The following is a 26,773-nucleotide window of genomic DNA, read 5'->3' on the forward strand; positions in this document are numbered from 1 at the left end:
ATCGTTATTTGAAGAAAAATGACAGTGTTTAATCTTATTGCGTTATTATTCATAGGATAACCATTCTTTCACATACATTGTATTCACTATGGAATAAAGTGCGGTGATACAAATGGACTGGCGTGGGCTTGAAAAAGAAATCTATAGACGATGCAATGACTTAATTTCCCTTCAAAAGCAAGATGGAAGATGGGAGTTTTGCTTTGAAAATTCGATTATTACAGATGCTTTTATGTTAATGATGATTCAAACATTAGAAATAAAAAATGAAAAACTGGTTCTTCAGCTAAGGGATCGAATTTTTTCTCAGCAATCTAATGATGGATTGTGGAGGATCTATCCGGATGAAGCAGATGGAAACCTTTCATCTACTATACAAGCTTATATTGCTCTTCTTTATACAAAAAAAAGAGATGGAAACGATACAAGACTAAACCGTGCAAAAGAGTTTATCATGCATAATGGAGGATTAAAAAATAGTAATTTAATAACGAGGGCCTTTTTAGCGATGAATGGATTGTATGATTGGCCATCATTACCGATCGATCCTGCCGTTCTCTTTTCCCTGCCATTAACAGCACCAATCAATATGTATGATATTAGCACTTATGCGAGAGCTCACTTCGCTCCAGTCTTCCTTATGGCTTATGAAAAGAAGTCGCTCACATCTATAAATACACCAGACCTTAGTCACCTATCAGGTGATCAAACGGAGCAATCAACATGGGAAGAATGGCATAATTTGTTTGCTCTTTTCAATATTTCTGAAAGGTATTCGCGCGTTAACAAGCAAAATGTTCTTACCTATATTTTAAATCATATTGAGTCAGATGGAACTTTACTAAGCTATGCATTGACAACTATTCTGATGATTTACGGACTGATCGCTTATGGGTATGACAAAAGTTCATCTATCATTCAAAATGCTTTAAATGGACTGTCAAAAATGTTTTGTGAAGTGAATAGAACGAAACATTTACAAAACTCCCCTTCTACGACTTGGGACACTTCACTCATTCTTTATACATTACAAGAAGCTGGCGTTCCTTCTCACCAAAGCGTCATCACAAAAGGCGCTTACTTTTTATTAACACAGCAGCAAAAAAAACACGGTGATTGGTCTGTTCATAATCCTAATGTTGCTCCAGGCGGCTGGGGATTTTCTATTGGAGATACTATAAATTCTGATAATGACGATACTCAAGCAGCCTTGCGTACGATCAGAAATTTATATGAAACGCATGAAGTATATCAAAATAGCTATCATAAAGGAGTTTCGTGGCTTTTATCCATGCAGAACAATGATGGGGGCTGGGCCGCTTTTGAGAAAAATACAAACAAACACCTGCTTGGCAGTCTTCCTATAATAAATGCACGTGATGCTTTAATCGATCCATCCACACCTGATATAACCGGAAGGACGCTGGAGTTTCTAGGCCATTATCATGGATGCACACTTCAAGATCCAATCGTAAAAAAAGCGGTAAACTGGATGTGGGATCAACAGGAGAAAGATGGATATTGGTATGGCCGTTGGGGAATCTGCTACATTTATGGCACTTGGTCGGCTGTTACTGGACTAATCGCGTGTGGAGTAAACCCTAACGATAGAAGAATACAACGCCCTTTGGAGTGGCTGCTTGCTAACCAAAATGATGATGGCGGATGGGGAGAATCATGCCGCAGTGATGTTGTAAGAAAGTTTGTTAGGATGCCCGATAGTACCCTTACACAAACCGCATGGGCATTGGACACTCTTACATCAATATGCAGGCAGCCAACTGAACAAATGAAAAAGGCTGTAACTTATCTCTTGTCTGAACAAACAAATAACGCCTATCCTACAGGGGCAGGTCTATCTGACGCGTTTTATATTCGTTATCATAGCTATGATCATATTTGGCCGTTGTTGTCACTTGTTCATTTTTATAAAAAATATTATAGAAACTAAATGATATATGCATTGATATAAAAAGCACCTGTCCTCTGTAAACAGGTGCTTTCTTGCTTACTGATTATATATAATTAAGTTATTTGATACTCAATTTAGTATGACTGCCTTTAAATCTATCTTCCCCTTACAGGAATATTACCTTTTTTAATCATAAAAAAACGCCTAGCAAATTCTCCTAGGCGCTAGCTTTTTTATTGTTCTAACACTTTTAATGACTCTCTAATAAAAGCTGGAATATCATCCGGCTCGCGGCTTGTAACTAGGTTGCCTCCGCATACGACGACTTCTTCATCCTTTACTGTTGCTCCTGCATTCTTCAGATCAACGTGAATCGATTTGTATCCGGTGATGTGTCTGCCTTTTAGCACTTCTGCAGAGATCAATAGCTGTGGTCCATGACAGATTGCAAAAACGGGTTTGCCTTCGTCTGCAAAATGTTTCGTGAACTCAACAAACTTTTCATCACCTCTTAAGATGTCTGGGGAAAAACCTCCTGGAATAAATAAGGCATCAAAATCTTCTGGTGATACTTCAGAAATAGAAGCGTTTGTTGTTACTTGTGCCTCTTTTTGCTTTCCTTCTAAAGTTGCTCCTTTTTCTGTTCCAATTACGGTAACCTCATGGCCTGCTTCTCTAAACGCATTTGCCGGATCCGTATATTCAACATCTTCGAACATGTTTGCTAATACCGTTGCGATTTTCGCCATTCATAACCACTCCTCAATTTGTGTATACATTTGTTGTATTACCATTGAGGAAGAAATTTAAACCCTTAATTTTTCAAGAGCTCTTTTAAAATAACGCAACAATATAAATATGTACCATCAAAACTGCTGCCAGCAAACTGATAATCGTTGCCATATAATTTTCTGTTTTCGATCCTGTTTTTGTATACAAAGGAAGGCGGAAACGAATTGGAAGCGGATAAAACAGCTGTACACCTCTCGAAGTGGCTGCATCAAGCAAGATATGTGAGACTACTCCTAATACAAGACCTGCACTCCAACTTTCCTCATAAGCCCAATCGATCCAATTTGGCAGCGTCATCACAATCAATATCATGATCCAGCTATGTGTGATCGTACGGTGGCCGAAGGTTTTCGAAATCGTTTTGGAGAGAAAACTTGTCTTTTTTCCAATAAACGAACCTGGATGGCACAAATCAGGCAGAAGACTTCCAAAGACTGCAGCACCAAAATAGGTGAGTTCTTGCTGTATTGTGTCAGGCGGAAGATTGGTTGCGACTTTATAGATTGCAGCGGCTGCTACCCCGCCTAATAGGTGTGTATTGCTTTTCATGTTATGTATCTCTCTTTTCTCTAGTTGTTTCATTCCATTCTGATAAAAAGAAGAAAAAGAGCAGCAAATGCTACTCTTTTGTTTGTTCTGTAGAAATCAATGATTTTATTCTCGTAATCGGGCCAGTTTCGCCGGTATCCACAACGAATGAACCGTTGTTGTATCGATCTGAAGGCTTGTAATTAAGTGCTGAAACGATTTCTTCTTTACCAGACCCCGTCTCTAAAACAAAATCTGTTTCTTCCTCTGTAACAAGTTTCATACCAACGATGCGGTGAGGATTTGATTTTAATTCTCTTACCATCACTAATCCTCGTTTTGCCCTTGACGTTTTATCAAACTCGGTAATCTTCATTTTTTTCAAGGCCCCGCGTTGTGTCGCGATTATCACTTGCGCTTTTTCAGGTTCATCCGGCAGTGCGAATCCGCTTACTGCATGGTCGCCAGCTTTTAGGTTTATCCCTTTTACTCCGGAAGCTCTTTGACCGACGATGCTGATTTCTTCTTCTGCGAACCATAATCCTAAACCGAAGTGTGTTGCGATGAACACATCCTGTTTTCCGTTCGTTAAAGAAACATCTACTACTTCATCATCAGCTTTTAGCTTAACGGCCATCAATGTACGGTTGTACCGCGTAGCTTTGTATTGGCTAAGTTCTGTTTTCTTAGCCATGCCCTGTTTCGTAAAGAAAATGAGGTATTGATCCTCCGCAAATTCTTTGATCGGATAAGCTTTAATCAGCTTCTCATCCTTATCAAGACCAACTAGACTCGCTAAATGCTGCCCCATGTCCTTCCAGCGGATCTCCGGCATCTCGTAGACTGGAAGATAGATATAATTCCCTTTGTTCGTGAACATAAGGAGTGTTTCCGTTGTATTCAGCTGTGAAGATAACAGGAGCGAATCGGTATCCTTCATGCCTGGCTGTTCACCGTTTGATGCACTAAAAGAGCGAACGCTTGAACGCTTCACATAACCGTCTTCCGTTACCGTTACCATCACATCTTCAGAAGGAATCATAACTTCCATATCAATCTTGATTTCTTGGATTTCCGCTTCGATCTGTGAACGGCGTGGATCTGCGTATTTCTTCTGAACCTCAGAGAGTTCTTTTTTAATCACACTAAACAGTTTCTTCTCATTATCTAGAATCGAACGCAAGTACATAATCTTCTTTTCCAATTCCTCTGCTTCACTTTGAAGCGTCGTAATATCGGTGTTCGTTAATCGATAAAGCTGCAACGTTACGATTGCTTCAGCTTGAATTTCTGTAAACTGAAACTTTTCAATGATATTATCTTTCGCGTTTCGCTTATCCTTGGAAGCACGGATCGTTTCAATTACTTCGTCCAGAATCGAGATCGCTTTAATCAAACCTTCTACGATATGTGAACGTTCTTCCGCTTTTCTAAGATCATATGCTGTACGGCGAGTAACGACTTCTTTTTGATGCTCAATATAAGAATGCAAGATCGCTTTTAAGCCCATCAGCTTAGGTGTCTTATTATGAATCGCAACCATGTTGTAGTTATAAGAGACTTGAAGATCGGTATTTTTGAAGAAATAGTTTAGAATTCCCTCTGCATTTCCGTCTTTTCTAAGCTCAATCACGATTCGCAAGCCTGTACGATCCGTCTCATCTCGAATTTCTGCTACGCCATCAACCTTTTTATCCAGGCGAAGTTCATCCATGCGTTTTACGAGGTTCGCTTTGTTTACTTCAAAAGGAACTTCTGTAATGACGATTTGCTGACGTCCGCCTTTTAAGCTCTCAATTTCTGTTTTGGCACGAATAATAAATCGGCCTTTTCCTGTTTCAAATGCTTTTCTTATTCCTTCTACCCCTTGCACAATTCCCCCAGTAGGAAAATCAGGACCTTTAATCACCGTCATTAATTCATCTAGCGAAACATCGGCGTTATCAATCTGCATCATAACAGCATCAATTACCTCACCAAGATGGTGAGGAGGGATATCTGTGGCATAGCCGGCAGAGATACCCGTTGAACCATTAACGAGCAAGTTGGGATAACGGCTTGGTAATACGACTGGTTCTTCTGTCGTATCATCAAAGTTCGGTGCAAATTCTACCGTTTCTTTATCAATATCACGCAATAGTTCAGAAGCAATCGCGGAAAGTCTTGCTTCTGTATAACGCATGGCAGCTGCCGGATCTCCGTCGATGCTTCCGTTATTACCGTGCATTTGAATCAGTACATTCCTTACTTTCCAGTCCTGACTCATACGGACCATCGCTTCATAAACGGAAGAATCACCGTGCGGGTGATAGTTACCGATTACGTTACCGACTGTCTTAGCGGACTTACGGTATGGTTTTTCGTTCGTGTTTCCTTCTGCGAACATCGCATATAAAATACGGCGCTGAACGGGTTTTAAGCCATCTCTGGCATCAGGTAATGCCCGCTCCTGAATGATGTATTTACTGTATCTTCCGAAGCGGTCACCGATTACGTCTTCTAACGGCAACTCTCTAAATTTCTCAAGCAGTGACAATCTTTAAACCTCCTCAGAAGCTGACAAGTTCTCGTTATCTAGTATGTTCGTTTCTTCATTAAGCCCAAACGCCACGTGTTCTTCAATCCACTTACGGCGTGGTTCAACTTTGTCTCCCATTAAAACAGAGACACGTTTTTCGGCACGGGCAGCGTCATCGATCCGTACACGAATCAAAGTCCGTGTATCAGGATCCATAGTCGTTTCCCACAGCTGATCGGCGTTCATCTCGCCTAAACCTTTATATCGCTGAATGATGTAGCCTTTTCCAATTTTTTTCTGTGCTTCTTTTAGTTCGTCCTCATCCCATGCATATTCAATTACTTCTTTTTTTCCAGTCCCTTTACTTACTTTGTAAAGAGGAGGAAGTGCGATAAATACTTTTCCTTCTTCAATGAGCGGTTTCATATATCGGTAAAAGAAAGTAAGCAGCAGCACCTGGATGTGAGCACCATCTGTATCAGCATCGGTCATGATGACGATCTTATCATAATTGACGTCTTTTAAAGTGAAGTCAGACCCGACTCCAGCACCAATCGCATGGATAATCGTGTTGATCTCTTCGTTCTTGAATATATCGGCAAGCTTTGCTTTCTCGGTATTGATTACTTTACCGCGAAGAGGCAAAATCGCTTGGAATTTTCGATCTCGTCCCTGCTTAGCAGACCCACCTGCAGAGTCACCCTCTACAAGGTACAGTTCATTGCGCTCTGGGTTTTTCGAAGTTGCAGGAGTCAGTTTCCCGCTTAACATCGAATCTTTGCGTTTGTTCTTCTTCCCGTTTCGCGCGTCTTCACGTGCTTTTCTTGCTGCTTCACGAGCTTGAGCAGCTTTAATACTTTTGCGAATAAGCATTTCGCTGACAGCTGGATTTTCCTCTAGGAAATAGGCAAGCTTACCTGCTACAACTGCATCCACACATGATCGTGCTTCACTCGTCCCTAACTTGCTCTTTGTTTGTCCTTCAAATTGAAGAAATTCTTCTGGAATACGTACAGAAACAACGGCTGTTAATCCTTCGCGGATATCAGAACCGTCTAAGTTCTTATCTTTTTCTTTTAAGAGATTTATTTTTCGTGCATATTCGTTGATGCTTCTCGTAATCGCCGTTTTTGCACCGGATTCATGTGTTCCGCCGTCCTTTGTACGCACGTTGTTCACGAATGAAAGAACATTTTCGGCATACCCGTCATTATATTGAAAAGCAAAATCAACTTCAATTTCATTTTGAGTACCTTCAAAGCTTACAACAGAATGAAGGGCATCTTTATCTTCGTTCAAGTACTTAACGAATGCTTCAAGACCTGTATTGAATTGAAATTCTTCTTTTTCTCCATTACGGCCATCCTCAAGCACAATCTTGATTCCTTTTAAAAGAAATGCCGCTTCTCTTAAACGTTCGCTTAATGTTTCATAATTGTAGTTAATTGTTGAAAACATCGTGCGGTCCGGTTTAAAGTGTACAGTCGTACCTGTTTTCCTCGTATTACCGACCACTTCAAGTGTCGTAACTGGCTTACCGCCATTCTCAAACCGCTGACGATATGTTTTTCCAGCACGGTGAATCGTAACTTCCAGCCATTCTGAAAGTGCGTTTACAACGGAAGCACCAACTCCATGAAGTCCTCCTGAAGTTTTATATCCGCCTTGTCCGAATTTACCGCCTGCATGTAATACCGTAAAAATGATTTCCGGTGTTGGTTTTCCTAGTTTATGCATACCTGTAGGCATTCCACGGCCATCATCCGATACGGAAATGCTGTTGTCTTTATGAATTTTTACATGTATGTAATCACCGAATCCGCCTAAAGCTTCATCAACGGCATTATCTACAATTTCATATACGAGGTGATGCAAACCTCTCGCATCCGTGCTTCCAATGTACATACCTGGACGCTTGCGAACAGCTTCTAAGCCTTCTAGCACCTGGATGGCATCATCGTTATAGTCAATGAATGATTTACTTGCCAAAATGTGTTGCTCCTTTCACGTTACTGCAGTACTTATTATCATAGCAGAACGTTTGTTTCTATACTACCATTGTCCGTATATTCTCCTCTTATTTCTCGGTCAAACAACCAAAACCTTTAGCACTTATGAGATTTCTTTTGTGCTAAAAGTATAGAGAAGATGGACGAGCATGGCAAAACCACCCGTATTGGCGGGTGGTTCATTACTACCGTATCATAGCATGTTCCACTTTAATGCACTTATCCATAATATAAGGAATCGTCGCACTTTGCAAAATCTGTTCAGCTTCTGCATTATACAATCCAAGCTGTGCCCAGAAAAAACCGGCTTTGATCGCGACTGTTGAACGGGCTACTTCGGGCAGAAATTCGCTGCGCCGGAAGACGTTTACAATATCTACGTGCCCTTCAATTTCTTCTAAAGAAGCATATGCTTTTTGTCCTAAAACTTCAGTGACAGTCGGATTAACAGGAATGATTTCATAACCCGCATTCTGCATGTATTCTGCTACTCTGTATGATGTACGAAAAGGCTGATCAGACAACCCGACTACGGCTATGCGCTTTCTCACCGCTAACAGATTTTTTATGTCTTGTGATGTCGCTGCTCCCATTGTATATTCCTCCTCGTATCATTTTATATAGATGTTAGACAAAATCAGTAAATTTGAAACATCAGCATAAAAAAGCCGGCATTCTCTCTAGAGAGCCGGCTAAAAGTCAGTTATCCGTTTAATCGGTAAATGTCACTGTACTTTTTCTCAAAGTATGCAATCAAATGATCTGGGTTCAATCCCTCACCTGTAACATCTTCTAAGATTTCAATCGGCTTTTTCATTTTACCGTATTGATGAACATTTTTGGTTAACCATTCTTTAATCGGCAAGAAGTTACCTGCTTCCATAAGAGCATCAAAGTCAGGAAGATCTTTTACCATTGCATTTTTCAGCTGAGCCGCATAAATATAGCCAAGTGCGTATGACGGGAAGTAACCGAAGCTACCGCCTGACCAATGAACGTCTTGAAGAACACCTTCCGCATCATTTTTCGGCGTTACACCGATGTATTCTTGCATTTTTTCATTCCAGATCCGAGGAAGGTCTTTTACCTCGATCTCATCGTTAAATAGACCTTTTTCAATCTCGTACCTTACGATTACATGCAGCGGGTACGTCATCTCATCCGCTTCAATGCGGATAAGAGAAGGCTCTACAACGTTAATGGAACGATAGAAATCATCTAATTCTACACCATTAAACTGAGCTCCTGAAATATTCTTCAATGTGGAATAGTTATTTTTCCAGAAACCGTGATGACGGCCAACAAAGTTTTCCCAGAAAAGAGATTGAGATTCATGAATCCCCATAGATGTTCCCGAACATAGCGGAGTTCCGACTAGTTCTTCAGAGATATTTTGCTCATAAAGTGCATGTCCGCCTTCATGAATCGTTCCAAACACTGCAGTACGGAAATCATTCTCCATATACTTCGTTGTTACACGTACATCTCCAGGGTTTAAACCAATCGCAAATGGGTGAACCGTTTCATCTAAGCGTCCAGAATCAAAGTCATAGCCCATGTCTTTGAGCACATGCAGGCTGAATTCTTTTTGTTTTTCTTTCGGGAAATGATCGAACAAGAAACTCGTTTCAGGCTGCCCTGCTTCTTTGACTTTTTGAAGAAGCGGTACGATGCGGTCCCGCAGTTTTGCGAAAGTTTCATCCAAAATTTCAACCGTAACCCCTGGCTCGTACATATCCAGCAAAGTGTTATATTTATTACCTTCATAACCCCAGTACCCGATGAATTTTTTATTAAATTCAACAAGTTTTTCTAGATATGGCTGGAATAGTGAGAAATCAGATTTCCCTTTCGCTTCTTCCCAAACGCTTTCTGCCTTTGATTGAAGTATTACATATTCTTTAAATTCTGCAGGAGGAATTTTTGCATTGCGTTCAAAATCTTTTTTCACATCTTCAAGCGTCTTTTTCGTTACATCGGAAAGTGTATCTTGAACTTCAGGCTTTGAGAGCTCTTCAATATAAGCCTTCATTTCCTCTGATGTAGACATGGCAAAAACGTCCGAGGATAATGTGCCAATTACTTCAGAACGTTGTTCTACGCCTTTCTTTGGAGCGCCAGTACGGAGATCCCAATACATTAAACCAATCGCTTCGTTGATGTGTACCATTTTTTTCACATAATCTAAGAATTCTTTTTCAACAGACAATTTTGTTTGCGTCATTATAAAATCATCCTTTCACGTTATCATAAAAAAACATACCGCTTTAGGAATTCGTGACGAAATAAAAAAGTCCTGCTGGTCACTTTTAAATTTCTTAAAAATCTTCCTTAAACATTTCCGCGTATGGTGAAAAACTTGGATCAATCGTGTTAAAGTGACCAATCGATTGATGCAGCAGCTGCTGTATCTCATTTTTATGATGATCCTCTAAATGAGGATGCAAATTATGATAAGCCTTCTGGATGCTGGATAGGTGACTATATTGAACGTACATGTACATTAACCCTTTCTCTTTTTATTTAGTCTTAGTATGTACGCCATTCCAATGTCTTTAAACACAGTGGCATATTTCCTATTCATTGTTGCATTTGAAAGTCGTTGATTTCCGTTCCAGGTTGCTGACTTTCCGCGGGGCAAGCGGTGAGCCACATTCGTACGTTTCACTTTTAAGTGTCTCACCTGTCTAGCATCAGCGGTTAGCCCCTCGAGGTCAAAAGTTTAATGGTCATGAAGGCAAAAAACGCCTTCTTAGCCCATTTCCCTTTTGCTTGTCGGGCCTGACCAAACCGCTTCCGCTTTTCGGACTGCCAGCCTGTCCCGCAGGAGTCTCACACCTTCTACTCTAATCAACTGTCTAAGAAGATTTGAAAGCAACAAACTTTTAGAAACTGCCAAATGAAAAAAACTGTTTCGATAAAGTGATACTTACACTTTATCGAAACAGTTCTTTATCTTATTTTGCTACATATGCTGCCAGCGCTTTTTGTACATCAAAAATACTTTTATCTTTCTTAAACTGTTTAGTGATGGGTAAAGCTGTACTTGAGATCCAGATTTTCAATTCTGAATCAAGATCAAATGTTCCAGCTGTTTCTACACTAAAATGGGTGATGCTTTTATAAGGTATTGAGTGAAATTCAACTTTCTTCCCTGTAATGCCTTGTTTATCTATGACGATCAGACGCGTGTTAGTAAATACAAAATAGTCCCTAAGGATTTTATACGCTTTTTCAGTCTGTTCATTATCTGCTATAATCATTTCTAATTCTTTTTCTACTGACTGAATATCCACTTCAGATGCATTGCCCATCAATCCGCTTAAAATACCCATCTTACATCTCTCCTTTCAATCTTACAGCTCTTAGATACTTATTCTTGAAAGTTATATATTTCCCTTTTTAACCTTTAAATAAACAAGGATGTATTTGAATGCAGTTGTTTTCCGTTCCAGGATACTCGCTTTCCGCGGGGGATAAGGTAAGCCTTAATCCCGCAGGACAAAGAAAGAAACAGACGCAATACATCCCAAGAAGAAAATGTAATTTCATTTTCGAGGAGTTTCTCACCTTACACTCCATTAAATTTTTCTTTGAAGCTACATTACGATAAGAGCAAATTAAAAAGAATATTACTTTAAAAATAACAAAAAAAGACCCAAAAGCTGATTGGAAAACAGCAAATTTGGGTCTTTTTTGTATTTGTTTTATGATTGTCGCGGCGGTCTTTTACCGAAGAACTGATAGTAATCGGTCTTGAGATCACCGTTGTACAGTTTACGTTTCTTTGTAGCAGACTTGCCGTAATATTCTTCAAACTTTTCGTTAGAAGTAATAACATATACGCTCCATGTATCGTATGGTCTCATGGCATTACCTAGATCACGATATAGCTGTGCTACTTCTTCTCTGTCGCCTAGTCGCTCTCCATAAGGAGGGTTCGTAACGAGACAGCCATACTCTTTTCTTGTCGTAAAATCGCGGACTTGCATCTGTTTAAACGTAATGAAATCTTCAAAACCAGCTTCATTAGCATTATTGATTGATAGCTCGATCATTTTGTGATCAATATCTGATCCTTGAATATCAAGCGGCAGATCATACTTTGCAACGTCTTGCGCTTCACTGACAGCTTCATACCATACCTTCTTATCGATCCAATCCCACTTTTCTGATGCGAACTCACGATTTAAGCCCGGAGCAATATTTTGTCCGATCATTGCAGCTTCAATGGGAAGAGTGCCTGAACCACAGAATGGATCCACGAACGGCTTATCTGGCGTCCAGTTCGTCAGCATAATAAGTGCAGCCGCCATTGTTTCTTTTATAGGCGCACCGCTGTGAAGCTCACGATAGCCTCGCTTATGAAGACCTGTACCACTCGTATCAATTGTCAATGTTGCCATGTCTTTATGAATCGCAACCTCAATGCGATACAAAGCTCCATCTTCAGGAAACCAGGTTTTACGGTTATATTCTGTCTTTAAATTATCAACAACTGCCTTTTTAACGATTGCCTGACAATCTGAAATTGAAAATAATTTTGATTTTACGGAACGGCCGATAACCGGAAATTCACCGTTCTCTGGAATAAAATCAGCCCATGGCAATGCCTTTGTTTTTTCAAACAGTTCATCAAACGTTTCTGCTTTAAATTCGCCTACAACAAGCTTTACTCGATCAGCTGTTCTAAGCCATAAATTCGCTTTTACGAGTGACTTTTCATCTCCATCAAAATAAACTTTTCCGTTTTCTACTTGTACATTCTCAAAACCTAATGCTCGAACCTCTTGTGCTACAAGAGCTTCGAGTCCCATTGCTGCTGTTGCAATCAGACGTAATTTCGCCATATCCGTAAAACTCCCTTAATGTTGCTTTATTCGTTACCTATAAGTATACCCTGTTCTGATTGGTCATTTATTATGTAAATAGAAAAAGCCCCGGTAAACGGGGCCCTCATTCAGCTTTAATTAGGTACCAATAACGTTCTGTAAGCCATGTTCTGTTCCATAGTACTACAAACGGCAAGTCGCCTCGTACACCGGTGGTAATCATCTATCTACAAAAAGCCTTAGCTTCTTGTTCTCCCATTCGTTCAATTCCGAAAGGGAAACTCCCCTACCATAATTTGGGTTTCTCGCTCGTGGGGTTTACCGCGTTCCACTCCCTTTGTTTCCATTGGGACTACGTCACTGTGGCACTTTCAAGGTATTAACACCATATCCAGAGGACTTAGGTGCGTTCCCTGCCGTTAACCCAGTAAGCTAAAATTAGCAAACCAAGCTACCCTGGCTTATTTTTTGGCCAGGCACGATTATTACGGTCATCTCAGATCCGTGCGAGCATGGACTTTCCTCTAAACCCGAAAAATCAGGTCCAGCGATTACCCGAACGTTATTGATTTTGTTTTTAAAAGCAAGATTCATTATAGCATGTTGAAAACCTAAAAATCAAATGGATAAAAACTGGAATCAATCGTATAACTTGCTGCCAAAAACATGTTTTTCCAAATTAGATAAACGCTGAAGAATATCTGAGTTGGTCGTCGTGCTTGAAGTAACAGGCTGCATGCGACGAGTAGGCTGATCGGAAGAACTTTGCATTTCTCTGCGCAATCGGTTATTTTCTTGAACCAGCGCATCGAATTCTGTTTGGAAGTTCTCATAATCTTTGATAATCATATCAAGAAACTTATCTACTTCGTCTTGATCATAACCACGAAAGCCTTGTTTAAAGTCTTTTTCCAATATGTCTTTTGCCGTTAAATGAAAACGTTGTTCACTCATGTGAATCACCTCACACAAAGATTCTAAAATCATTTTTTCAAATCATGACCAAAATGTCAATTTCTTTCTCTTTTACTCGTTTCGATTCCATTGTTCTTCTTGAACGATAATATCCAAATCATAAGGCGTTATAAAATATATTTTGTAAGAATCGTCCAATTCCTGCTTACTCATCGCGGCCTGTAAATAATACTTCGGTGAGCCGTCCTTTTCTTCGTCGTAAAGAAGTAAAATCGCATCACTTTTTTGAACTAAAAATTGATTTTTCACGCGCAGCTGCTGTGGATTTTCGTAAGGTTTCCTGCTTACAGAGTCCACAAAATCAGCATTGATGATGATTTCTTGGTATTTTTCCTGAACATTTTCTTTCCATCTGGTCTCTTGCTCCAGGAAAGGCGTCAAAACAGCCAGCTTCAAATCAGGAAACTCCGGCTGCAGATCGAATACAACTTCAGCTGCCCATAATTCCACTCCAGGCTGTCCACTGATGATTACCCATTCCAGCCCTTCATCAATCAACGCACGAATCCGCTGCTGCAGTGCTTTCTTAATGTAGTATACCCCTTCATGACTATCACTAAAAATACCAAGTTCATGGGCTTTATATCCGCTAACCAATAAGGTTTGAATCATATAATGCCCCCCTAAATGAAAAACACCCGGCATTTATACGGCCGGGAAATTTCCTTACACTTTAGTAAAGTATAACTTGTTAACAGGCTGTTCGTCGACTTAGAAACAAGTTTATTTTAAAGTATAAGTGAAAAAAGCTGACGGCTAAGGCTTGGTCAGCCAATTTTCTTTACAAGTTTTGTGTTGTGTGACTGATTTCAGTACCAACCATAAGTGTTAATCCGACTACTACAAAAAAAAGAACAACAATCCACTGCTTCACTTATCCATCTCTCCATGAAATAAATTATATCATTTCCCTCTTAATATGACCGGTTATGGCTGCGAAAACAATCGAAATGAGAAGATTGTTGGCGGAAAACACGTTGAAATATAAGGATTTTTGACGTATTTTGCGCTTACCCGGGGAATAAAAATAAGAGAGGAAATTTATTTTCTAAAAAAAGCTTTTCTCATCCTCTCTTATTCTACAAAAAACACGGTCAATTGAGAAGAGATATTTTGAATAAATTCATAAATTTGACGAATATTTACGAATAATGGATAATACGTTGTTCCAATCGTTCGATTCTTTTTGCAAAAGCCATCTTTTCCTGTTCTTCTTTCTTCTTAAGCAGCCTTTTTTTACTTTTCCATATAGAAAATGCCCGGTCTGCAAATTTCAATGCTAGTTCAAAATCTTTCACTGTATGCTCAAAATATTTGGACAGCTCCAATGCAGGTTCCTCATCCATAGCATTCTCTGCTTCAAGCTCTTGCCAGAACAGAACCGCACGATCGATCTTGCCCTGTTTTTTATAGAGTTTAGCTAAAGCTTTCTTTGCTTGGCTATCTAGGGTTATACCAGTCTCTAAAACCTCTTTGTATGCTTCAATTGCTTTTTCTTGTTCGTTTAACGATTCAAACCATCTTGCTATAGCAAACGTTTCCCGCTCTGTGCGTATTTTATTTCCTTGTATCGTATTCGACATATGCGTATAAAGTGTGATTAAACTTAATACATCCCATTCATTATGTCGAAACACACCTTCAAGCAAGGTGGGATCTCCCTCTTTGCAATATTGAAAGTAAAGTATTGGAGCAAGATATCCCGGAGTATCATGGATACGATCCACACCTAAAATTTCTCTTTCAACGACAGACAGCTTAACCTCGGGCAGTGTATCTTTCCATAATCTTCGAGCACCATGCAAAAGATCAAAATGACCGAACTCAGGAAGAGAAGGTACGAAATCACGGATCAATGTGTGCCTCGTTTTCACTTGCGGCCAATCAAAAGACTTTCCGTTGTACGTAACTAGATTTTTCAACTCTTTCACATGATTCAAGAAATAATGATACAGCGCAACTTCGGACCCTGGTCCAGGCAAGAAAAATTGATGAACGATGACATGCTCATCTTTGACCTGACTCATTCCCAGCATAAATATCGTATTCCCTGCTCCGCCATTCAAACCCGTAGTCTCTGTGTCAAAGAACAAAAGATCAGAAGCTTGTAATTCATTCGCATGAAGCGGATGTTTTGCTTTAACGTCCTTCCATTTATTCACGGCTATATCTAATTCGTCAAACCGATACCTTCCCCACAAATGATCCAGTGGATATTCCACTTTTCGAATGATGCAATAATCGTCTTCAAAAAAGTAGGGAGAAGCTCCAAATTTCTCCCAATAATCTCCGTTTTCGATTATTTTGTTAGACATGTCATCATTTGGAGGCAAAGGAACAGAACGTGTCGATGAAGGGTTGCCCATATGCTTTTTTAGCCGGTTCAGCTTATTTTGAATCGACATGATGGTTGACTCCTTTAATTTGTACGATTAATTTTACAGCTAATTCTTTACTGTTGTTTCCTTCTTCTATTGTTCCTGTACAAGATGGACAGCCTTTTTCACAAGGGCAGCTTTCAATAATGGATTGCGCTTGATGAAGTACAGTATCCCATGCTTCATATACTTTTTCACTCAAACCGATTCCGCCAGGATAACGGTCATATATAAAGATCGTTGGCTTTTCCGAATGGACAGCTTTAACTTGAGGTACAACATGAAGGTCATTTGAATCACACATCACAAACAATGGAGCGACATGGCGAATTACATGAGCGATTCCTAGTAATCCCGCTTCCAACTTTTCTTCTGTCAGGTCTTGTTTATCAAATGTCAGCCAAGTTGCTGAAGTATGAAGCTCTTCCTCTGGCAAATGAATCGGACCTGATCCAATGTTTTCATGTGTTTCAAATTTGATTTTTTTGAAAATCGTCGCCTTGGCTACAACCATTACGTCCCCAAATGCTTTCGAATTTTGCTCGTTTATCGTTTCCTTGTCGGTTTCTAGTACATTTAATGAAACAGCAAGATTTGCATCTGTAAAATAATCCACATCTACTTCTCGGACATATGCTTTTTTCTCTTCATAATCAAGCTTCTCTACCTGATATTGAGTACCTTGATGCAGATAAATGGCTTCTTCATGCAATAAAGTCATGGAACTGAATCGATCCATTTCTCCAATAACCCGGACGTCCGCTACATTTGTCTGATCGATAATAACCACGTTTTCCTGTGAAGCGGATCGTAAGCTAATATTGTGAGCGGGAAACGAATCGTTCATCCAAAAGAAACTCTTTCCTCTTTTATGGAGCACTTGTTCATCCACTAAAAACTCAAGCACATCCATAATTTCCTGATTCCCAAACGCATCGCCTTCTTTAAAAGGCAGTTCGTAAGCCGCACATTTTAGGTGATCGACCAAAATAATGAGGTTATCTGGATTTATTCTTGCTGACTCGGGTGATTGATTGAAAAAATAATCAGGATTTTGAATAACATACTGATCAAGAGGTGAAGAGGATGCAACCATGATCACAACACTTTCATCCTGCCTTCTGCCTGCCCTGCCAGCTTGCTGCCATGCACTTGCTATCGAACCAGGATAACCTGTTAAAATACATGCATGCAGCTGACCAATATCTACACCTAGCTCTAGGGCATTTGTAGATACTACACCCATGATTTCCCCGTTGCGCAGTCCTTTTTCGATAGCGCGTCTTTGCTTTGGCAAATAACCGCCGCGGTATCCTTGGATCGATTTAGTACCGAACTCCTTTTTCACGAGTTCTTGCAAATAAGTTAGCAAGATTTCAACTCTCACACGGCTTCTCGCAAAAACAATTGTTTGAATGCGATTTTCTAAAAAGAGCTTCGCTAAATTACGAGCTTCGAGTGTTGCACTTCGCCTAACATTTAACGGAACATTCACGACCGGCGGATTATAAAAAAGAAAATGCTTACGGCCAGCAGGGGCACCGTTATTATCAATTAATGTCATCGGATTTCCTGTAAGCTGTTCAGCAAGTTCTTTTGGATTCGCAATAGTCGCAGATGTACATATAAAGACAGGATCGCTGCCGTAAAAATGACAGATCCGTTTTAAGCGTCTGATCACATTTGCAACATGGCTCCCAAAAACACCCCTGTATGTATGAAGTTCATCAATGACGACATACTTTAAGTTCTCAAACAGCGCAACCCATTTCGTATGATGCGGAAGAACAGCTGCATGCAGCATATCAGGGTTTGTCATTACTATATTTCCAGCTTTTCTTACGACCTGGCGTATGTTTGCCGGGGTATCCCCGTCATAAGTGTAACTTTTTATGTCTAATCCCATTTCATCGATCAGTTCATTCATTTCTGCTTTCTGATCTTGAGCAAGTGCTTTTGTCGGGAACAAATAAAGCGCTCTAGATTCAGGATTGTTTGCTGCCTCTTGTAACACAGGCAGGTTATAGCAAAGTGTTTTACCAGACGCCGTTGGTGTTACAGCAACAAAGTTCTCATTTCTTTGTGCCGTTTCAAAAGCGGATAATTGATGAATATATAAAGAAGAAATCCCTCTTTTAGTAAGAGCAGATTGTAAATTAGGATGTAATAAAGCTGGCAATGGAACGGAAACCGCTTCTTTTGGTTCAATCGTCTTCCAGTGCACTATTTGTTTAGAAACATCAGGCTCTCGCAAGACATCCATAACTTGTTGAATGGATTTTTTTTGAAACATGCTTCTCACCTCATTTTCATTGTAACGAATATTTGTTCGCAATGAAATAGGGACTTGAACTGAATGTTCAAGCCACATAAGATTAAGTAATTAATTTGCAGTTTCAGTTAATCGTTTTCATTCTAATCCGGAAATCCAATTCTCTACAGTGAGAACATTTGCCTGACGAGGAAAAACTTTTTCGGTCAAAACGCGGTGTACCTCGGGGTCAGCATCCAGACACGCATCAGAAAGTACTGTAAGATCATAATCTTTATCTGCCGCTTCACGTAAGGTTGATAAAACGACTCCACTCGTAGAAATACCACTGATGATTAACTTATCAATTTGCCAAGATCGAAGTATAACTTCGAGATTGCTGCCCGCAAACGCGCTAACCCTGTATTTTGTAACAACTAGTTCGCTTGGTTCTGGCTTAACGGATTCGTGTATTTGTGTCGCTGATTCTGTGATTGTCATTCCACCCGATTTGGAAATAGCTGAAAACATTTTGTTTTTCGGATTGATCTCTGGATAGCCTTTGCTAAAGGCAACTCGTACAAAAATAACTGGTATATCATGTTGACGTGCAGCTTCAATAGCTTTTTGGAACGGTAACAGTACTGCTTCTTCTTCTGCGTAACGAGATACAATGCCCTTTTGCAGATCCATGACCAGCAAAGCGGTCTTGTCGTTAAGATTATTCATGTGCTTAAGCTCCTTTTTATAAGCTGAAAATCAACTCTTGATTTGTATACGGTTAGATTGAACCCACATGTTTTCAATGAAAGTGTTAACGGGTCTAATGAAATTATACAATAGTTGTTAACTCAAACTTTTCATATGTAAAAAAAATGATTAATTACTCTTCGTATATTGGGAAAGGTATTCGAAACGACTTAAAAATATCGATTACGACTGTAACTTCAGAACTCAAAAATTAAAAAGATGAGAATCTTGCTGTAAAAAACAAACAAAAAAATAAGTGATTCATTTCAATACTGAACCACTTACATCCTTTTTAATTATTCCGGAGAATTATTATATGCCATTCCGCAAGAACAGCGACTATCTCCAAATAACAAATTATAAGCAGCTGGGAATTCCTGATTAACTCGTTGTACTTCTCTTGCAAATTCTTTATTGTCAGCAGGTACTCTCGAAAGTGAGTCAGCTTTTTTCTGGGAATCAATATAGGCTCCAGGAGGAACAAACCGATTCTTAGCAATATGAACACCATTTGTGACGACCGCATTATTAGCAATAAATACACCGCTTTCTACAATAGCGTCATAAACGATGGTTTTAAATCCAACAAATACCTTTTTTCCAATATAGCAAGGTCCATGAATAAGAGCTCCATGCGCTACTGAAACATCCTTGCTTATATATATGGAATAATCTTTCCCCTTAACTTCAACCAATTTATTTAATAATCCGTGTAAAATCACACCATCCTGAAGATTGGTATTAGACCCTATATAAAAAGGCGTTCCTTCATCTGCACGAATACTGACTAATGGAGCTACATAAACATTTTTTCTTAAAACGACATCACCTATTACACTTGTAAATGGACTTACGAATGCACTTTTGTCAATTGTTGGAGAAATTTGAATGGGATTAAATGATGTAATTGGATTAGGACTAATAAACGGTTTAAAACAATGGTTTACATGATTTGTACATGATTCATCATAATGTTTCAACCTGACCACCTCATTCAATTCGTTATTTAATCAGGTTATGCAGACTAGAGTAATTATGCAACAGACGAAACCATTGACATTAAACAATCAGACCTATCGCAGAAAAATAAAAATGGAAAAAATGTACAGCATGATGATACTATGTAAATAGGAAAAAATTTTTTTATCAATGGGAGTGAAACAAATGTCAGTTGATGTTTATATTAATTTTAACGGGAATTGCCGTGAAGCCGTAGAATTTTACGCACATGTATTTGAAACTGAAGCACCGAAAATCATGACTTTTGGCGAAGCACCTTCTCACCCGGATTATCCACTTCCTGAAGAAGCAAAAGATTTAGTGATGCATACAAGACTTAATATTGATGGAAGCAATGTTATGTTTTCTGATACAATGCCAGGAATGCCTTTTACAGAAGGAAACAACATCACGCTAGCGTTTGTAAATAGTAATATGGATCATATTAAAACCGTTTATAGCAAACTAAAAGAAGGCGGAAAAGTAGAATTAGAGCTTCAAGAAACATTTTGGAGCCCGCTTTATGGACAAGTCACAGATAAATTCGGAATCATGTGGCAGTTAAACTTTGATAATGGACAAACAGCTACGTAACCTGTTAAAACTTTATATTATCTAGCAAAAAAAGGCTGATCAAAAGTAGCGATCAGCCTTGTTTCTTTTTAATTTGTATATAAAATTTCAACCCTTCATCCTCGTTTGGATAAATCAGACATTCTCTCGAGCAGGTTAGTTAGAAAAAAAAGGCATGAACTAAAAGTTTTACACTTTAAGTTCATGCCTCTTCTATATAATATCTATGAAATTGAATCACACTTTGTTTCACAGTTTTTAGCTAGCGAACATGCAGCACATTTCCCTTGCTTGCTCTTTTTTACATGGCGAAAAATAGCCCAGCCCGCGTAACCAAAAATAAGCAGTGCGAAAAGAATATTTAAAAGCATAGGTCAGTCCTCCTTCTCTAGTACCCTAAGAGTCTTCCCACTTGATAGATTACTAATGATAATAAATAAGCAATAACAAGTGCATATCCTACTGAGAAGTATGTCCATTTCGCAGATCCCGCTTCTTTACGGATCGTAGCAACTGTTGCTAAGCATGGCACATACAACAGGACAAACACCATAAAGCTGAATGCTGATAGCGGTGAGAATTCGTTAGATAGCAAACCTTGCAATGAATCTGCATTCGGAACGTGATAAATGATGTTCATTGCAGAAACGACCACTTCTTTTGCTAAGAAACCCGTTATCAATGATGCTCCGGCTTGCCATGAACCAAATCCTAAAGGTGCTAGGATTGGAGCGAGAACTCCACCGATCATAGCCAGAAAACTATCATCCATTTTTACATCAAATCCGCCTGGTCCTGCATATGACATTAACCAAATCATTACAGAACCACCGAAAATAAAGGTCCCTGCTTTTTTTATGAAGCCCTTACCTTTGTCCCACGTACTGCGGAATAATGCCTTTCCTTGAGGCATTCGGTAAGGCGGTAATTCTACAACGAACATGGAGAATTCTCCTTTTAAAATCGTCATAGAGAATATTTTTGCTAATGTTAAAGCGACTACTATTCCGAGCACGTACAGAGAAAAAACGACGAGTGCTTGGTACTTTGCAAAAAATGCACCAACGAAAAGTGCGTAAACAGGCAACCGTGCTGAACAAGACATTAAAGGCGTCAACAAAATGGTTAACAATCGTTCCCTCGGCTGCTCAATCGTTCGAGCTGCCATTACTCCTGGTACATTGCATCCAAATCCGATAATCATCGGTATGAATGCTTTACCATTCAACCCTACCATTTCCATTGTGCGGTCCATGACTAGCGCAGCCCTTGACATGTATCCTGAATCTTCAAGAAACGAGATTAATAAAAACAGAATGAAAATTTGCGGTACGAATACGAGAACACCGCCAACTCCAGCAACAATTCCGTCAAGAACAACGGCTTTAATAAAATCAGACGCTTGCAAAGCATTTAATCCGCTCGTCAGCCAGTTTGTCAGTGAACCCGACAAAAATCCATCCAGCATATCAGACAGAGGTAACCCAAGCCAGTCAAAGGTAAGTTTAAACATGAGAAACATCGTAACAAGAAAGATCGGTATACCAAGTAACGGATGTGTTACAACACGATCGATCTTTTCAGTTAAGGATTTATCTTGATCTTGTTGAGATACAACAGACTTCGCAATAACTTGATCAATAAATTCTTTTCTTACAGAATAAATCCATCTTGCAAGAGTCGGAACGCCTAACTCTCTTTTGACATATTCATTCGTTTCTTGAATGATTTGGTTGATCTGATTCGCATTTTCAAATGAGGCAATAAATTTTGTTACCTCCGCATTTCCTTCTAAAAGCTGAATGGCTGTCCATCTTTTTGGAATTGAAAGTTCAGAAGGCAGCATTGAAATGATTTTTTTAATACGATCTTCAACAAGCTGTCCATAATCGATTTTAAAAGAAGATTCCGTTTGATGATTCGTTTCTAATAAATCATTTATTGTGCCTGTTCCCTTACCAGATCGAGCGATAACAGGAACAACAGGGACTTGTAATAGTTTAGATAGAATTGTTTCATCTATGGTAATGCCTCTTCGCTTTGCTACATCTGTCATATTGAGCCCAATGATTAGCGGTTTTCCAAACTCAAGCAGCTGCATTGTCAGCAATAGATTTCTTTCAATCTGTGAAGCATCCACTATGTTAATAATTCCATCGAATTGTTCGGTAACAAAGAAATGTGAAACAACCGCTTCGTCTTTAGAGAGAGGACTTAAAGAATAAACACCAGGTAAATCAATTAGATTTCCTTTTTTGTTTTTTATGACCCCTACTTTTTTTTCAACGGTTACCCCGCTCCAGTTGCCGACATACTGATATGTACCTGTGAGGTTATTAAAGAGTGATGTTTTACCAGTATTCGGATTACCGATTAAAGCGATGTTTAGCATGATTTTTCAACCCTTATGAATGATGCATCCTGTAAACGGATACCCAATGATTGACCACTGTTTTCTAACATACAAGGACCTTTAAACGGCATTTTGCACTGCAAACATACTTGAGAACCCTCACAAATTCCTAAATCTAAAAGTCGGCGTTTTACCGTTTCACTTAATGATGATAAGTCAACGATTTTCGCCTTTTCCCCTTTACATAACTCTGAAAGTAACATAGTCGAATCCTCCAAAAGCTGAAAATAATAATTATTATCAATTACGTTTATAAAAAAAATCTCCTAATAGAGAATGATAACCTTTATCAATTAAATTTAGTTTATAACAAAATTGGGCGTTTGGCTATGCCTATTTAAAAATTTTTCATAATTATTATTAAAGATAATCCGATTCAATACCTTTTATGATTTTAAAACAGAAAAAATAAAGAAGAAAAAGGAAGGCACATATGTATGCCTCCCCTTTCAAGCATTTATTTACCTAGTTGATTTGCATCATATACATTAACATCCGCTGGAGCTGAGAGGTACAACTTTGCTTTTTCAAGGAATGTTGTGAGGTGTTCACTTCCATTATGGCTTTGAACAGCTTCATGATCTCTCCATACTTCCACCATTAAATATGCATTCGTTTTTTCCGTATCTTTTAGTAAATGGTATGAAACATTTCCACTTTCTTCTCTTGATGCATCCACTAACTTGTAGATCTCATCCAAAAATTCTTCTTCTTTTTCTTTTAATACCTGAAATCCTGCATGAATAATAATCATCGGTTGTATTCTCCCTCTCTTGTTGTCTATCTCCACTCTGTTGTTGTTTCAATTGGTAAACGAACCGATTGATACCCCTCATCCGCTGCTTTTCCAATTGATAACAGCATAACTGGGAAGTACCGTTCTTTGTCTAAATCCAGCGCTTCAGCGATTCTGTCCTTTTCATAGCCGCCAATTGGATTCGTGTCATAACCATATGCACGTGCCACTAACATGAGCTGCATAGAAACAAGTCCTGAATCAATCAGATTCATATCTTTGAACTGTTCAGGGGACATCATTTCTAACAAACCTCTTATAGCCGGTACTTGCTGATCTCTTACTTCAGCAGGCATATGTCCTTCGTCTACTGCCTTGTCGTAGATTTGCTCCAAATATTCTAAACTGTTCGTATCTGCAAAGACGGCAATGACGGCTGCCGAAGTTTCAACTTGTCTTTGATTGAACTTTGCAAGTGGCGCTAACGTATTTTTCCCTTCTTCAGTATCAATTACCACAAACCGCCAAGGCTGTAAATTTACTGAAGAGGGGGCAAGTGAAGCAGCAGTTAAGATTTCCTTCATCTCTTCTCTTGAAATTTTTACAGATGGATCATAGTTGCGAATGGAACGGCGTCCCGTAATTATTTGTTGAAAATCATTTATTTTTGTTTGCTGCATTGTTATTCTCCTTTTTGTCGAGTCTGGGTTGATTAACTAGGTTTTAAAATAGATTTAGATTTTTTCGATGTTGTTTTGGATACGAGTAAGCATGTCCAGAAGCTGTACACGCTCTTCTTCCTTAAAACCATTTAAGACATCTGATATGAACTTTTGTTTTTCTTCTCGATATTGAATGATTCTTAATCGTCCCTCATCTGATAATTGAACATACGTAAATCGCTGATCTTCAGGATTCTTTCGTCTGATAACCATTCTCTTTTCTTCTAGTTGTTTCAAATGTCTCGTCACAGCTGCATGATCAATGTTTACTCTTTTCTGTAACTCTCTTTGACTAATTTCTTCAACTTCATACAACTCATGCAAAAGCTTCAAACGAGTCTGACTAATTCCTGTGCAGCTTTCAAATTTCGGAGCTGTTCTTCGATAAATATCATATAGCTGGTAAAGGATTGTTTCATCTGCAATGAATGAGTTGGACATGAATAACATCCACCTCCTATAATTTAAATAGTATTTGATAGCTCAATAATTGATACGTCAATTAATATAATACATGTCCTTATTGAAGTCAAAAATAATGCTTTTTAATCAAGGTTGCTTTCGTATACATCGTTGCTTTTGTAAGTCGCTGATTTCCGTTCCAGGCTGCTCGCTTTCCGAGGGGCAGGCGGTGAGCCACATTCGTACGTTTCACTTTTAAGTGTCTCGCCTGTCCCCCAGGAGTCTCACCCCTTACACTCCAATCACTTTGGAATTAAATTACAAAAATGCCCCCATAGCAACAATCTCTTAAAAAATAGCTTAACAAAAAGAGTGGAACAACTGTCCACTCTTTTCTATCGTTATATACTTGTCCTAAGATCCCAAAGTTCTGGGAAAAAACGCTGATCAAGAACTTTCTTTAAATAGTTGACACCTGATGAACCTCCCGTTCCCACTTTAAAGCCGATTATTCTTTCAACCGTCTTCATATGCCGGAAACGCCACTGCTGCAGATTGTCCTCGATATCTACGAGCTTTTCTGCAAGTTCATAAAGATCCCAATATTTTTCTACATTTTTATATACTTCTAACCAGGCTGCTTCAACACTGCTGTTATATTCGTATTTTTTCGTCACATCACGATTTAAAACTTCCTCATCAATATAGAGTCCGCCTTTCGCTAATGCTTGGATAGATACATCATATAAACTCGGTGTATGCAATGCTATCGTTAGCTGTTCCAGTAATTCCTGATCTTTTTTATAGATTTCTAAAATGTGAGGTGTTTTATATCCGAGAGCAAATTCAATCATTCGATACTGATACGACTGAAATCCTGAAGCTTGCCCTAATTTATCCCGAAACTCCATGTACTCTGCCGGCGTTAAAGTGGATAACACATTCCAAGATTCAATAATCTGCGACTGGATTTTAGATACACGTGAAAGCATTTTAAATGCAGCATGAAGATTTCCATTTTCAATAGAAGAAATAGCTGAGCGTGTTTCATGTAAAATCAATTTCATCCACAACTCACTCACTTGATGAATGATTATAAAAAGCATTTCATCATGATGTCCGGATAGCCTTTTTTGACTGGTTAAAATCTGGTCTAGTTTTAAATACTCTCCATACGTCATCTGATTCATAAAATTCGTATAGATCCCTTTTTCAGATTCTTTGCTGTCCATATTTTTATGTTCTGCCATACAACCCTCTCCAATCAGGACATAGCCCCCAATGAAATGATAACGCTTTCATTATACATGATAAATGACCTATTTATTAAGTTAAATTGAAAAAAAGAGCCATCCCACTGGATCACCCCATTTTGCAATCATTACCTTATCTTCTTTTCTTTCTTCAAGAAGATTGCTGAAAAACCGGTATACCAGATAGGAACGAATTAACTAATAGTTCTAGTGTTACATCAAGGTCTAGAGGAAGACCGAATCCCCCTTTTTGCTCTAGCGATGCAAAGCCATGAAGCATGCTACGGAAACACCGTACTGCATGTAAAGCTGTGTCTTCTAACAAATCAAAATCCCGAAAAACGTCTGTTAATATAGCAACAAGAGCCTTCCCTGCTTGCTGAACTTCTGCATCATTGTGATCTGGGGCTTGCAGTGTTAATTCATATAGACCAGGACGCGACCTCGCAAAATCAACATAAGCTTTTGCCAAACTCCTGATCGTTTCTTCTTTATCTTGCTCATTTATCTTCTGTATGAGCTTATTGTTTAATTCGGCTAATCCATATAAGGCTAATAATCTTTTAAGCCCTTCTAATCCATCGATATGGTTGTATAAGGATGGGGTTCGTACTTTTAAAGTCCTTGCGAGCGATGCTAATGTTATTTGATCCATACCTTGTTCATCAGCTAATTTCGCAGCAGTATGTACGATTGTATTTGTATCGAGCCCGATTCTAGGAGACATTGA

Annotated in this window: 25 protein-coding genes and 1 other RNA gene; 2 read left to right on the top strand and 24 right to left on the bottom strand. The window is 39.0% G+C overall.

The annotated features are described in order from the left end of the window. Nucleotides 1-112 precede the first annotated feature (112 nt). Nucleotides 113-1,951: a prenyltransferase/squalene oxidase repeat-containing protein gene (locus J2X07_RS07050; RefSeq protein WP_310257757.1), complete on the top strand. Its 1,839-nt coding sequence runs from the start codon at nucleotides 113-115 to the stop codon at nucleotides 1,949-1,951. Nucleotides 1,952-2,145: 194 nt separating this feature from the next. Here J2X07_RS07050 and J2X07_RS07055 read toward each other — a convergent pair whose 3' ends face one another. The 16 genes from J2X07_RS07055 to J2X07_RS07130 form a co-directional block, all read right to left on the bottom strand. Then, nucleotides 2,146-2,661, bottom strand: a complete 516-nt coding sequence (locus J2X07_RS07055) for a type 1 glutamine amidotransferase domain-containing protein (protein WP_310257758.1) — start codon at nucleotides 2,659-2,661, stop codon at nucleotides 2,146-2,148. An 85-nt stretch (nucleotides 2,662-2,746) separates the two neighbouring features. Continuing rightward, nucleotides 2,747-3,253, bottom strand: a complete 507-nt coding sequence (locus J2X07_RS07060; RefSeq protein ID WP_310257759.1) for a metal-dependent hydrolase — start codon at nucleotides 3,251-3,253, stop codon at nucleotides 2,747-2,749. A 70-nt stretch (nucleotides 3,254-3,323) separates the two neighbouring features. After that, a complete protein-coding gene (parC, locus tag J2X07_RS07065) occupies nucleotides 3,324-5,768 on the bottom strand; it encodes a DNA topoisomerase IV subunit A (RefSeq protein WP_310257760.1) in 2,445 nt (814 codons plus the stop codon). Nucleotides 5,769-5,771: 3 nt separating this feature from the next. Continuing rightward, entirely contained in the window at nucleotides 5,772-7,739 is a 1,968-nt protein-coding gene (parE, locus tag J2X07_RS07070) for a DNA topoisomerase IV subunit B (RefSeq protein WP_310257761.1), read from the bottom strand. 205 nt (nucleotides 7,740-7,944) lie between these two features. Next, the gene (locus J2X07_RS07075) at nucleotides 7,945-8,352 is read right to left on the bottom strand and encodes a CoA-binding protein (protein WP_310257762.1); all 408 of its coding nucleotides are present in this window, start codon (nucleotides 8,350-8,352) and stop codon (nucleotides 7,945-7,947) included. A gap of 110 nt (nucleotides 8,353-8,462) precedes the next feature. Further along, a complete protein-coding gene (locus tag J2X07_RS07080; RefSeq protein ID WP_310257763.1) occupies nucleotides 8,463-9,983 on the bottom strand; it encodes a carboxypeptidase M32 in 1,521 nt (506 codons plus the stop codon). Between the two features lie 94 nt (nucleotides 9,984-10,077). Then, a complete protein-coding gene (locus J2X07_RS07085) occupies nucleotides 10,078-10,263 on the bottom strand; it encodes a hypothetical protein (protein WP_310257764.1) in 186 nt (61 codons plus the stop codon). Nucleotides 10,264-10,716: 453 nt separating this feature from the next. Then, nucleotides 10,717-11,094: a PH domain-containing protein gene (locus J2X07_RS07090; RefSeq protein WP_310257765.1), complete on the bottom strand. Its 378-nt coding sequence runs from the start codon at nucleotides 11,092-11,094 to the stop codon at nucleotides 10,717-10,719. Between the two features lie 372 nt (nucleotides 11,095-11,466). Continuing rightward, nucleotides 11,467-12,609: a THUMP domain-containing class I SAM-dependent RNA methyltransferase gene (locus J2X07_RS07095; RefSeq protein ID WP_310257766.1), complete on the bottom strand. Its 1,143-nt coding sequence runs from the start codon at nucleotides 12,607-12,609 to the stop codon at nucleotides 11,467-11,469. A gap of 136 nt (nucleotides 12,610-12,745) precedes the next feature. Next, nucleotides 12,746-13,154, bottom strand: an RNA gene (gene rnpB / locus J2X07_RS07100) — RNase P RNA component class B. 76 nt (nucleotides 13,155-13,230) lie between these two features. Further along, a complete protein-coding gene (gpsB, locus tag J2X07_RS07105; RefSeq protein ID WP_310257767.1) occupies nucleotides 13,231-13,545 on the bottom strand; it encodes a cell division regulator GpsB in 315 nt (104 codons plus the stop codon). A 72-nt stretch (nucleotides 13,546-13,617) separates the two neighbouring features. Beyond that, nucleotides 13,618-14,175, bottom strand: coding sequence for a DUF1273 domain-containing protein (locus J2X07_RS07110; protein WP_310258188.1), 558 nt, complete (start codon nucleotides 14,173-14,175; stop codon nucleotides 13,618-13,620). Between the two features lie 533 nt (nucleotides 14,176-14,708). After that, a complete protein-coding gene (locus J2X07_RS07115) occupies nucleotides 14,709-15,971 on the bottom strand; it encodes a ribonuclease H-like domain-containing protein (RefSeq protein ID WP_310257768.1) in 1,263 nt (420 codons plus the stop codon). Continuing rightward, nucleotides 15,955-18,237 (bottom strand): DEAD/DEAH box helicase, encoded by a 2,283-nt coding sequence (locus J2X07_RS07120; protein ID WP_310257769.1) that lies wholly within the window; start codon nucleotides 18,235-18,237, stop codon nucleotides 15,955-15,957. Before J2X07_RS07120 ends, J2X07_RS07115 begins: the two co-directional genes overlap by 17 nt. A gap of 117 nt (nucleotides 18,238-18,354) precedes the next feature. After that, nucleotides 18,355-18,924, bottom strand: coding sequence for a cysteine hydrolase family protein (locus J2X07_RS07125; RefSeq protein ID WP_310257770.1), 570 nt, complete (start codon nucleotides 18,922-18,924; stop codon nucleotides 18,355-18,357). Between the two features lie 317 nt (nucleotides 18,925-19,241). Further along, a complete protein-coding gene (locus tag J2X07_RS07130) occupies nucleotides 19,242-19,925 on the bottom strand; it encodes a carbonate dehydratase (protein WP_310257771.1) in 684 nt (227 codons plus the stop codon). Nucleotides 19,926-20,109: 184 nt separating this feature from the next. Here J2X07_RS07130 and J2X07_RS07135 point away from each other — a divergent pair, with 184 nt between their 5' ends. Beyond that, nucleotides 20,110-20,538: a VOC family protein gene (locus J2X07_RS07135; protein ID WP_310257772.1), complete on the top strand. Its 429-nt coding sequence runs from the start codon at nucleotides 20,110-20,112 to the stop codon at nucleotides 20,536-20,538. Between the two features lie 203 nt (nucleotides 20,539-20,741). Here J2X07_RS07135 and J2X07_RS07140 read toward each other — a convergent pair whose 3' ends face one another. The 8 genes from J2X07_RS07140 to J2X07_RS07175 all read right to left on the bottom strand — a co-directional run bounded on the left by J2X07_RS07140 (nucleotide 20,742) and on the right by J2X07_RS07175 (nucleotide 26,770). After that, nucleotides 20,742-20,888: a FeoB-associated Cys-rich membrane protein gene (locus J2X07_RS07140; protein ID WP_310257773.1), complete on the bottom strand. Its 147-nt coding sequence runs from the start codon at nucleotides 20,886-20,888 to the stop codon at nucleotides 20,742-20,744. Between the two features lie 17 nt (nucleotides 20,889-20,905). Next, entirely contained in the window at nucleotides 20,906-22,909 is a 2,004-nt protein-coding gene (gene feoB, locus J2X07_RS07145; protein WP_310257774.1) for a ferrous iron transport protein B, read from the bottom strand. Continuing rightward, nucleotides 22,903-23,133, bottom strand: coding sequence for a FeoA family protein (locus J2X07_RS07150; RefSeq protein WP_310257775.1), 231 nt, complete (start codon nucleotides 23,131-23,133; stop codon nucleotides 22,903-22,905). The genes feoB and J2X07_RS07150 overlap by 7 nt, the downstream gene beginning before the upstream one ends. Nucleotides 23,134-23,387: 254 nt before the next feature. Beyond that, the gene (locus J2X07_RS07155; protein ID WP_310257776.1) at nucleotides 23,388-23,684 is read right to left on the bottom strand and encodes a putative quinol monooxygenase; all 297 of its coding nucleotides are present in this window, start codon (nucleotides 23,682-23,684) and stop codon (nucleotides 23,388-23,390) included. A 26-nt stretch (nucleotides 23,685-23,710) separates the two neighbouring features. Further along, nucleotides 23,711-24,346 carry a nitroreductase family protein gene (locus J2X07_RS07160; protein ID WP_310257777.1) on the bottom strand — a complete coding sequence of 212 codons (636 nt, stop codon included), beginning with the start codon at nucleotides 24,344-24,346 and terminating at the stop codon, nucleotides 23,711-23,713. Between the two features lie 54 nt (nucleotides 24,347-24,400). After that, entirely contained in the window at nucleotides 24,401-24,829 is a 429-nt protein-coding gene (locus J2X07_RS07165; RefSeq protein ID WP_310257778.1) for a MarR family winged helix-turn-helix transcriptional regulator, read from the bottom strand. 362 nt (nucleotides 24,830-25,191) lie between these two features. Next, the gene (kynA, locus tag J2X07_RS07170; RefSeq protein WP_310258189.1) at nucleotides 25,192-26,022 is read right to left on the bottom strand and encodes a tryptophan 2,3-dioxygenase; all 831 of its coding nucleotides are present in this window, start codon (nucleotides 26,020-26,022) and stop codon (nucleotides 25,192-25,194) included. 172 nt (nucleotides 26,023-26,194) lie between these two features. After that, nucleotides 26,195-26,770, bottom strand: coding sequence for a TetR-like C-terminal domain-containing protein (locus J2X07_RS07175; RefSeq protein WP_310257779.1), 576 nt, complete (start codon nucleotides 26,768-26,770; stop codon nucleotides 26,195-26,197). Between the last annotated feature and the right edge of the window lie 3 nt (nucleotides 26,771-26,773).

This window comes from Fictibacillus barbaricus, assembly GCF_031457135.1.
GTDB classification, from domain to species: domain Bacteria; phylum Bacillota; class Bacilli; order Bacillales; family Fictibacillaceae; genus Fictibacillus; species Fictibacillus barbaricus_A.